Below are 8584 nucleotides of genomic sequence, written 5' to 3' on the forward strand. Positions count from 1 at the left end.
GAGTTGCGCAACTCTGCAAGTCGAGCGGGTGCGGGCCTGCCGAGAGCTTCATGGTGAGGCGGGTCAATGGATCCGGTGGACCCGCTGGCTGGTCAGTTCGTACCGGGCCCCGACCACGGCCAGCCCACCCGCCATGACCCTGGGCGCGAGGTCAGGCTCGGCGGCCAGGCGCGAGCGGACCAGCCGCACGTTCGCGGTGATCGCCGCATCCAGCCTCGCCAGCCCTTGCAGCGCCGGGTCGATCGCCGGACGGATCTGCTCTGCCAGGTACTGCATGTGACCGGGCAGCGCCTGCCCGTCCTGGACCGCCTGGACGGCGGCGGTGACCGCGCCGCACGACTGATGCCCCAGGACGACGACGAGCGGGATGCCTAACTCCAAGACCCCGTACGTGATGCTGGCCAAGATTGCCTCGTCCAGGACGGAGCCCGCCGAGCGCACCGTCAGGAGATCACCCAGACCCTGATCGAAGACCAGCTCCGGCGGAACACGGGAATCGACGCAGCCCAGTACCGCTGCGAACGGATGCTGCCCGGCCACCAGGGTCTGCCGCACGACCCGAGTCCGATCCGGATTGCGCTCGTGAAACGTCCGCCACCGCGCATTACCCGCCGTCAGCTCCCGCAGAGCCGACTCCGGAGTCCTGGGACGCGGACCCTTCTCATCAGCGCGGGGCGTGGTCGAGGTCGCAGCGGGCCCGGAGGCAAGCCCGACGGCCATCATCACCATTCCCGTCAGCCCCGCCCGCACGAACCGACGCCGCCCCATGGGGGCGGAACCTTCAGTGCTACCTGTCATGCAGGGACAAACTAGGCGTAGCGCAGCCGGTGCGCAGGCTGCCGCATCGGGCTTGGGCGGGCCTTGAAGAAGTCTTGGACAAACTCCCCGTTCCAGGTCGGCATGGGCTGTTGCCGCGCTACCGACTGCCCCTGGCCGGAGGAGCTGGGGTTCCTTCGCGGTCGCCGACGCAGCCGTCGATTTCGATCGGTCAGAGAGCGGTGGCCCCCGTGCGTTGGGCGAACTCCCTGATGCCGACGAGCTTGTGTGATCCGTAGAGCAGGTCCGTGGTCAGGGCCCGAAGCGCAGGCCGCCTGACTTCCTCGGGAGCCTCGCGTTCCACGGCGCACAGCGACTTGTATGCCCGCACGGGGTCGCCGGCGGCGTGCCACATGCGGGCGGCGTCGGTCCAGTAGCGGGCGCGCCGCTCAGCCGTCGGCAGGTCGGCGGTGACCACGCCCCTGGCGTAGGTGATGCCGTCGTCGGGGGTGCCCAGGGCGTTGTAGGTGCTGATGCGGTACATCGCGCACTCGGCGGGGCTCGCCGCGATCACGAAGAGGCCAAGGGGCCGGCCGTCGCGAGGGATTCGAGCGGCGGTCGCTTCAGCTTCGTCGAGCAGGTCCATGGCGGTGGAGCGTCGCTGTGCGGTGGCCGCGGTGTACGCGGCGGTGAGCAGCAGGCAGGTACGGGCGGCCAGGGCGTCGGCCTGCGGAAGGCCGCGTTCGGCGTCCAGGGTGAGGGCGGTGCGGGTGAGGAAGTCGACCGCGAGGCGGCTTTGGCCGGCGCGGCGCATGGTGATGGCCACGGCGCGGGCGGCGTCGCTGATGGGGGCGGGGTCTCCGCTGGCCCGGGCGGCGAGCAGGGCGCGGTCGGCGGCGACCATGGCGACTTCCGAATGGCCTTTGGCGCCGACTTCGGAGGCCAGTACGTAGGCGCGAGCGACGATGGTGTTCGCGCGTTCGCGCTCATGGCCGGTGGCGGCGTCCCGCGTTGCTTCGGCGGCGGCGATGAGGTGGGGCAGTCGCCGGCCGAGGCGGACGTACTGCGCGGTGGTGAATTCCTCGCGGGCGGCCGCCAGGCTGGTGCCCAGCTGGGTGAGGGCGACGGGTCGGCCGACTGCGGGTTCGAACAGGGCGCGGGCGAGGAGCTCTTCGGGAGGTGCCGACGGGGTGGCTTCGGCGGAAGGGCTGCTGGTGATGAGTGCCGCGCCGAGCCCCAGCGCGCCGGTCATCAGGTTGCGACGCCGCACGTCGTCCTCCTCGGTCTCGTCCGACACCCTAGTGGCCCAGGCTGGCGGAGCGGGGGCATCGGGATGCTTCCCGTGGTCCGAGTTCTGCCCGTGATCGTCCTGAGCCAGTCCGAGCAGGGTGGCGGGAATCGACAGGCCGTCGGCGATCCGGTCCAGGACCTCTACGGTCTTGACCTGTCGTAGGCCGCGCTCGATGGCGCTGACGTCGGACTGGCTCATTCCTACCCGGCAGCCGAGGGCAGTCTGGCTGGCGCCGGTGTGCCGGCGGAAGAAGACGAAGAGGCGGCCGACGTCGCGTGCCTGGAGTGCTTGTTCGATGTCGGAGCGGGTCCACAGGCCATCGGGGACGTCTAACGGGGTGAAGGGGCTGGGCCGCACGAGGACCCCCTTGGGGCCGGACGACATGGCGCACCCACTGTAGATGGACGGTGACGTGATGTCAGCGGTACGTGCTCGTCCTATAGGGCCCTCGTCTGGAAGCGGGCTGTTCGGCGGCCGACTCTGGCGGCAGGAGCGCCGCCTGGACGCCGGGGCGGGGCTGCTACCGAGGGGATGGAGGCTGCAATGCCCGTACTCCATGATGACCCGCCGAACGCGACGGTGGCCCGGCTTTGTCTGGGGGGTCACCTCGAACAGCTCAGGTGTACCCGGGGCCTGACCCTGGAGCAGGTCGCCACCACCTTGTACGTGAGCACGTCGAAGCTGTGCCGGATCGAGCGGGGACGCCACCGCGCCTCGGTGGACGATGTCGCCCGGCTCGCGGACTTCTACCAGGCCCACGGCCCGGAGCGGGACCGGCTCCTGGAGTGGACCAGGCTCGCCCAGGGCCGAAGCGTCTACCACTCCTTCGCCGACGTGGCCGATGCGAGCTGTCGGGACTACCTGGACGTGGAGGCGGCCGGGCTGCGGGCCGTGTACATGCCCCAGGTCCTTCCGGCAGTGCTGCGCACCGCGAGCTACGCCCGGGAGCTGCTCGGGCCGGTGAGCGGTGCGGAGGCCGACCGGCGCTTGTGGCTGATGCGCCTGCGCCAGCAGCGCTTCCTCCAGACCGGCTCCGGGGCGGTGCGGGTCCTGCTCGGCGAGGGGGCGCTCGCCCCCGGCGTGGGCGGCCCGGAGGTGATGCGGGAGCAGCACCGGCGGCTTCTGCATGCCCCGGTGGAGGTCCGGGTGTTGGCCGGGCATCGTGCTCTCCGGGCTTCAGCGGGATTCTCGGTGGCGGTCCTGGACGGCGGCCGGCTCACGCTAACGGCCCGGGAGGGAGAGGACGGGCGGCCCAGTCTGAGCCCCGACCGGAAGGGGCGTACGGCCGCCCGCTTCGAGGAGCTGTGGCAGGCCGCCTGCGACTTCCGGGTGCTGGCGGCGTGAAGTGTGGCCGCCGCGTGGCCGGGCGGCTATGCGGTGTCCGCGGTCAGCACGGTGCGCTCGTCCTCGGCGAGGACTGGTGCGACCTGCCAGCCCAGCCAGCCGGGGACGACCGCGAGGAGTCCGGGGCGGGTGGTCAGGGTCACCGGGCGGCCCCAGGGCAGGCCGGGGAGGCCGACGTTGGCGGAGCCGGCCCGCGGATCGTGGAGGATCACCGCTCCGGACAGCGTCCCGGGAGCGTCGGTTCGGGCGTCGAGGACGAGCAGGGCGCACCAGGCTCCGGTGCCGTGGCGGAGTCCGGCGTGATATCCGCCGTTCCACTGCTCGGTCCGGCTGGTCCAGGTCAGGTCGCGCCCCGGATGTCCGGCTGGCAGCAGGTCGGGCAGCATGCGGGGATCGGCGGCGACTCGGGCGAGTACGTCGCCGGTCAACTCCGCGGTGAGGACGGGGCTCTCCCACAGGGACGTGATCACGTGCGGCTCCTCAGGTTCGGGTGTCGGGGCGGCGGTCAGGGGGTCTGGGTGAAGCCGACGTTGAACGCGATCACGATGCGCTGGGCGTCGCCCTGGTAGGGGGTGACCCAGTGCCGCAGCCAGGCGGGGAAAGCGACGAGCAACCCCGGAGCCGGGGTGAGCGTGTGCAGGGGCGACCGGTCGGGCTGCCGAGCGGCGGCGCCGGGGCGGGGGTCGACGAACTCGAGCAGGCCGGTGCCCTCGGTCATATGGCCGGTGGAGACGTAGTAGACGCCGGACCAGGCGGCGTCGTGGTGACTGTGGAGCTGGTGAAGACCCCCGGGCCGGTAGACGACCGCCCACGCCTCGGCCACCATCTGCTGCTCCTGGCCGGCCGCGTTCCGCCCGGCGCCGACGTGGTCGTTCAGCGCGCCCACGGCGTCCAGGATCCACCCGCGGAGCTGGTCGACAGCCGGGTGCTCCCAGCGCAGTACGTCCGAGGTCGTCTTGTCGGCGTCCCGCACGCCGACGGCCGAGCTCGGCACCCTTCGGGTGCGTTCCAGGATCAGGTCGCGCAGTGCGTCGTTGACGGCGGGGTCGGGGTCGACGGAGCGGGTGTAGAGCGGGGTGCCCCAGAATCCGCCGGCGAGCGGCGGGGTGGCGGTGGTGGTCATGCAGGTACCTCCAGGATTCGGTCGGCGAGGGCGTGGCCGTGTTCGGTCAGGCATGGGCGGGCGGCCTCGATGAGGGCAAGGCAGCCGTGCCGGTAGGCGGCGAGGTGGTCCAGGCGCTGCTCGCGCACGGGGGCAGGAACGTCGAGGAGGGGCCACAGGCGGGCGAGTCCGCAGGTGACGTGGGCGGCGCCGAGGAGTTCGGCGGGGCTGCGGCCGCTGGTGCCCGAGGGCAGGGTGATCCGGTGGGTGCAGCCCGCGTGCTGGAGGGCCGCAAGTTCCTCGCACAGGTAGAGCCACTGGTGGAACGTCTCGTGCAGGACCTGCTCGGCGAGGACCGCAGGGCCGGCGAACGCGCCCTCGGCGAGCAGGATGTGCTGGGGCCAGGCGAAGCAGGACGCGCTGACGGCGCCGCGCCCGGCCGGCATCGGTAAGTACCGCATCGGCAGCATCGACATCAGCGGAGCCCACGCGGGGACGAGGCGGCCGATGACGCTCGCCGTCCGGTGGACCTGCTCGGCCTGGCCGGGGGTGAGGGTGCCGTCGGGCAGCGGCTCGGGGAGATCGAGGGCCCGGATCCGTACGGCTTCCTCCGGGTCCAGGACGGCCGCCGGGTCGGCCGGCTCCCGGGGTGTGGGGGAGGGGCGGGTGCTGTTGCGGCGGGCGATGCGGGTGGCGGCCGCGGCGCTCAGCAGCCGCTGTGGGTCGAGACGGTCGTCGAGTCCGGGCCAGCCGCCGCAGTACGCGGGCACGAACGGGATGGTGCCGGTGACCGTGTCCATGATTGCTCCGTGAGGTAGGCGGTGAGGTCGGCGGACTTCCACCGGATCGCGGGCATGCGGGGCAGGTAGGTACGGGCGGCCGCGGCCGCGCTCCGGCCGGCGGTGGCCTCGACTGCGTGGAGAAGGGCGGGCAGCGAGCGGTCCCCGAACCACCGGCCGGCCAGAGCGCCGACCGCGTCGCAGGCTGCGGCCCGGCCGATGACCCCGGCGTCCGCCAGGTGCTCGGCGAAAGCCCGCAGGTCCACCAGGGCCTCGGTGATGGGCCGGTAGTCGGGGGCAGGCCCGTGCAGCAGGGCGACCTCGTCGTCCGGGGCGCCACTGTCCCGCAGGTGCGCGAAGACGCGCCCGTAGCCGGACATCCCGAAGCCGTCGAGTTCGGCGGCGCGCAGCGCCCCGATGGAGCCGAGGCCGGTCACCTGCCAGCCGGCCGCGATGGCGTCGAGGATCTCGCGGTGGCCGACGGCGGGCACGTCGTCGTACCGCCCATCGACCAGCAAGATGCGGCCGGGAGGCAGGTGCTCGACGAGGGCGGCGATGCTGCCGCGCCGGGCCGGGGGGTGCAGGCGTACGCCGTCCTGGGACAGGAGACGGGCCGGCAGACCGTGCCCGGTGGGGCCGACCAGCACATCCAGCACCGGCGCCGTGCGCGGTGGGGTCATCGGTGCCTCCGGGCGTGCGCGGCCAGGCGGGGGCCGAACCGGCGGGTATGCGCGGTGAAGTGCTCGGCGTGGGCGACCACGACGCGCACGACGTGGAACGGCGCGGCCAGCGGCGCGAACGTGTGCACCCCGACGGGCCCGAGGCCCGCCTCCCCGACCGCCGCGAGCAGCTCCTCCAGGAGCCCGTCCGGGGAGGTCGGGCCGGGGCGAGGCCGGTCGGCGGGGAAGGGCGCCGCCGGGGCCGGCGCGCTGTGGCGGGCGAGGAGCTGCTCGCGCCAGCGGTCGCGCCCACTGGGGGCCATGGCGGCGAATGCGGCGTAGCTGTCGGGAAGATCGTGCCGGGAGCCCTGGATGTAGGTCAGGCGGGACTGCGCGGCCTCGGCCAGCGCGCGGACGGCCGCGACCTCGGGCAGGGGATGAAAGCCGAATCCGCCGTTGCAGTACAGCGGGTGCGCCCGGTCCGGGTCGTCGATCAGGCAGGCCATGTAGTGCCCGCCGTACGCCGGCACCCACCGCAGCCACACCCCGAGCCCGGCCGCCCGGATCTGCTCGTACAGCTGCGCGGGACCGGACGGCAGGGTCCCGGGGTCGACGAGGGCGGAGGTGTCGGCGACGCTCATCAGCGAGGTGAGGTCGCGCTCCAGCACCTCGCACAGCCCGTGCAGTACCGCCTCCGTACGGCTGTTGCCGGAGGCGAGTCCCGTGGTGGTGGACCCGAACAGGCCGATGGTGGCTTCGGCCGGAGGCGGGGTGAGGACCAGCTCGGCGGGAACGGCGAGATCCGCCGCCCCGTCGAGACGGGGGACGGTGATCCACGGCAGCTCCTGGTCGACGTCGACCGGCTTCTCCGGTCGCGGGCACCACGCACCGAGCAGCACACCGCCCTCCCCGGCGATCTCCCGGGGTGAGGCCCACCGCAAGGGAGTGGTGGGCGCGCACTGTGCGGCAACGGCCTGCTCGACGGCCTCCATCAGCGCCCCCGCCCGCGCCTCGTCCGGGTGCAGGCCCTTCCCGGCGGTCACCACGACCAGCTCGGCGCCGGGCCGCACCGCGGCGAAGACCGGGATACCGATCCGGTCCAGGTACGTGGTCTCGGCAACCCGGCTCACGCCCAGCTGTTGCGCCACCGGCCAGGCACGCCGGCAGCTTTCGGCCGCCGCTACCTCGCGGACGCTGCTGCTCAGCACGCTCACCGACCGCTCACCTCCAAAGCGGAGATCCAGGCGGGCAGGACGGGTCTGGGGTGCAGCGGCACCTCAGCGAACCACGGGTGCACGGCGAGCGGGGTGTCGTCGAGGCCCAGGACGATGATTCCGGTGCCGCTGCGCCGGCCGCTCTGCAGGCACGGCAGCGGGTAGTCGGCCTCGACGTCGCCCACGAACATCCGCCCCAGATCGGGAAGGGCGGCGGTGATGAGTTCCGGCCCGCAGACCACTTCGTCGTAGGTGTCGTGGCCGAACCGCGGGTGACCGATGTGGAAGTCGTCGACGATGACGACCGCCCGTTCGTCCCTCAGCGTGGCCAGTTCGGCGCGCAGCGGCCAGTCGGGGCCCCAGTGGGCGTCCAGGAACACCAGGGGCCGCTCCAGCCCGGACAGGAGGGCGGGCAGCAGCCGGCCGGAGTCACCGTGGCGGACCACCGTGTTGCTACGGCCGGTCAGGCGGGCTCGAGTGAAGGCGGCGCGCCGCTCGTCCAGGTCGCAGGCCCGAACCGGCAGGTGGGGGTAGGCGCGGGCGAGGTACTCGGTGGTGTCCCCGAGGTGGCAGCCGGTCTCGATGATCCCGTCGCACCCGAACAGGCTGATCAGAGCGTGGAGGCGGCAGGCGGCGGTGATGTCGAAGCCGAGCGGGCCGCCGCCGCCCGCGAGGCGGTCGAGGCCGCCGGCCCGCGGCGTCCGGTAGAAGGCGCCGAGCATCTGCTCGACGGCTTTGTCGTCCATCAGCTGGGGCGGGGGTGACGTGCGGATTGCGGGCATGCGCGCGCCTTCCGTTTCGGTCGGCCCCTTCGGCGGGCCGGGCACCCGCCCACCATCACCCGCCCACGGTGCCCGCCGGGAGGCCCGCCCGGGGATGTGGCATTGCACGTCCTCCCGGCAAACCATCTGTGATGGGGCGGTAGTTGGGCGAAGTGTGCCTGTGCTCGCGACCGGGGGCGGCCTACGGTTCACCACGATCCACCCACCCCACCCGACCGGGAGGCAAGGAATGGACGCAGTGACCCGCTACACCACCGACGAGGAGAAGGCGAACATCGCCGGGATCGACCTCAACCCCGACGATGTCGCCCACGTCATGGACCTGGTGCACAAGGGCCTCGTCGGCGCGGCCGCCATGCACGAGGCGGCCGTCCAGGAGGACATGGCCCTCAGCGCCAAGGTGACCGTCACGCTGACCCGCGGCGGCATCGCCACCGCCGACGGCGCGGTCGAGGAGCTCACCGGCACCGAGGAGGTCACCGGCCTCGTCCGGGCCAGCAAGGTCTTCCTCGACCCGGCCAAGGCCCCCGTCACCGACAGCTGAACCGCCACCGCGGCGCGGGGGGGGGGGGGGGGGGGGGGGACAGGAAAGAGGACAGCAAAAGCGCCGACACAAAAAACACGAATAGAGGAAAAGGGAAGGGCCCACGGAAGAAA

At 72.8% G+C, this 8584-nt stretch carries 10 protein-coding genes; 2 read left to right on the plus strand and 8 right to left on the minus strand.

Annotated features, from left to right (window positions below):
* Positions 1-63 precede the first annotated feature (63 nt).
* Together ACFRU2_RS32055 and ACFRU2_RS32060 are read right to left on the minus strand one after the other, a co-directional pair.
* Positions 64-798: a carbonic anhydrase gene (locus tag ACFRU2_RS32055; protein WP_382978806.1), complete on the minus strand. Its 735-nt coding sequence runs from the start codon at positions 796-798 to the stop codon at positions 64-66.
* Positions 799-988: 190 nt separating this feature from the next.
* Positions 989-2431: a helix-turn-helix domain-containing protein gene (locus tag ACFRU2_RS32060; RefSeq protein WP_382978808.1), complete on the minus strand. Its 1443-nt coding sequence runs from the start codon at positions 2429-2431 to the stop codon at positions 989-991.
* Positions 2432-2590: 159 nt separating this feature from the next.
* Here ACFRU2_RS32060 and ACFRU2_RS32065 point away from each other — a divergent pair, with 159 nt between their 5' ends.
* Positions 2591-3391, plus strand: coding sequence for a Scr1 family TA system antitoxin-like transcriptional regulator (locus ACFRU2_RS32065; protein WP_382978810.1), 801 nt, complete (start codon positions 2591-2593; stop codon positions 3389-3391).
* Positions 3392-3417: 26 nt separating this feature from the next.
* Here ACFRU2_RS32065 and ACFRU2_RS32070 read toward each other — a convergent pair whose 3' ends face one another.
* From ACFRU2_RS32070 to ACFRU2_RS32095, 6 genes are read right to left on the minus strand one after another with little or no spacing between them, the layout of a single operon-like run.
* Positions 3418-3861 carry a hypothetical protein gene (locus ACFRU2_RS32070; protein WP_382978813.1) on the minus strand — a complete coding sequence of 148 codons (444 nt, stop codon included), beginning with the start codon at positions 3859-3861 and terminating at the stop codon, positions 3418-3420.
* Positions 3862-3896: 35 nt separating this feature from the next.
* On the minus strand, positions 3897-4514 hold the full coding sequence (locus ACFRU2_RS32075) for a TIGR02466 family protein (protein WP_382978815.1): 618 nt from the start codon (positions 4512-4514) through the stop codon (positions 3897-3899).
* Positions 4511-5293 carry an aKG-HExxH-type peptide beta-hydroxylase gene (locus tag ACFRU2_RS32080; RefSeq protein ID WP_382978817.1) on the minus strand — a complete coding sequence of 261 codons (783 nt, stop codon included), beginning with the start codon at positions 5291-5293 and terminating at the stop codon, positions 4511-4513. The genes ACFRU2_RS32075 and ACFRU2_RS32080 overlap by 4 nt, the downstream gene beginning before the upstream one ends.
* Positions 5200-5952, minus strand: a complete 753-nt coding sequence (locus ACFRU2_RS32085) for a TfuA-like protein (RefSeq protein WP_382978819.1) — start codon at positions 5950-5952, stop codon at positions 5200-5202. The genes ACFRU2_RS32080 and ACFRU2_RS32085 overlap by 94 nt, the downstream gene beginning before the upstream one ends.
* Entirely contained in the window at positions 5949-7145 is a 1197-nt protein-coding gene (locus ACFRU2_RS32090) for a YcaO-like family protein (RefSeq protein WP_382978821.1), read from the minus strand. The genes ACFRU2_RS32085 and ACFRU2_RS32090 overlap by 4 nt, the downstream gene beginning before the upstream one ends.
* A complete protein-coding gene (locus ACFRU2_RS32095; protein WP_382978822.1) occupies positions 7142-7927 on the minus strand; it encodes a hypothetical protein in 786 nt (261 codons plus the stop codon). The genes ACFRU2_RS32090 and ACFRU2_RS32095 overlap by 4 nt, the downstream gene beginning before the upstream one ends.
* Before the next feature lie 229 nt (positions 7928-8156).
* On the opposite strand from ACFRU2_RS32095, the gene ACFRU2_RS32100 reads away from it, so the two are divergent.
* Complete coding sequence (locus ACFRU2_RS32100) at positions 8157-8471, plus strand: hypothetical protein (RefSeq protein ID WP_382978824.1); 315 nt, start codon at positions 8157-8159, stop codon at positions 8469-8471.
* Positions 8472-8584 lie beyond the last annotated feature (113 nt).

It is taken from the genome of Streptomyces sp. NPDC056883 (assembly GCF_042788835.1).
GTDB lineage: Bacteria > Actinomycetota > Actinomycetes > Streptomycetales > Streptomycetaceae > Streptomyces > Streptomyces stoeckheimensis.

What these genes read in the sequence shown, in the direction of transcription:
- ACFRU2_RS32055 (WP_382978806.1), bottom strand. Translation starts at nt 798, where the DNA reads ATGACAGGTAGCACTGAAGGTTCCGCCCCCATGGGGCGGCGTCGGTTC.
- ACFRU2_RS32075 (WP_382978815.1), bottom strand. Translation starts at nt 4,514, where the DNA reads ATGACCACCACCGCCACCCCGCCGCTCGCCGGCGGATTCTGGGGCACC.
- ACFRU2_RS32100 (WP_382978824.1), top strand. Translation starts at nt 8,157, where the DNA reads ATGGACGCAGTGACCCGCTACACCACCGACGAGGAGAAGGCGAACATC.
- ACFRU2_RS32065 (WP_382978810.1), top strand. Translation starts at nt 2,591, where the DNA reads ATGCCCGTACTCCATGATGACCCGCCGAACGCGACGGTGGCCCGGCTT.
- ACFRU2_RS32085 (WP_382978819.1), bottom strand. Translation starts at nt 5,952, where the DNA reads ATGACCCCACCGCGCACGGCGCCGGTGCTGGATGTGCTGGTCGGCCCC.
- ACFRU2_RS32095 (WP_382978822.1), bottom strand. Translation starts at nt 7,927, where the DNA reads ATGCCCGCAATCCGCACGTCACCCCCGCCCCAGCTGATGGACGACAAA.
- ACFRU2_RS32080 (WP_382978817.1), bottom strand. Translation starts at nt 5,293, where the DNA reads ATGGACACGGTCACCGGCACCATCCCGTTCGTGCCCGCGTACTGCGGC.
- ACFRU2_RS32060 (WP_382978808.1), bottom strand. Translation starts at nt 2,431, where the DNA reads ATGTCGTCCGGCCCCAAGGGGGTCCTCGTGCGGCCCAGCCCCTTCACC.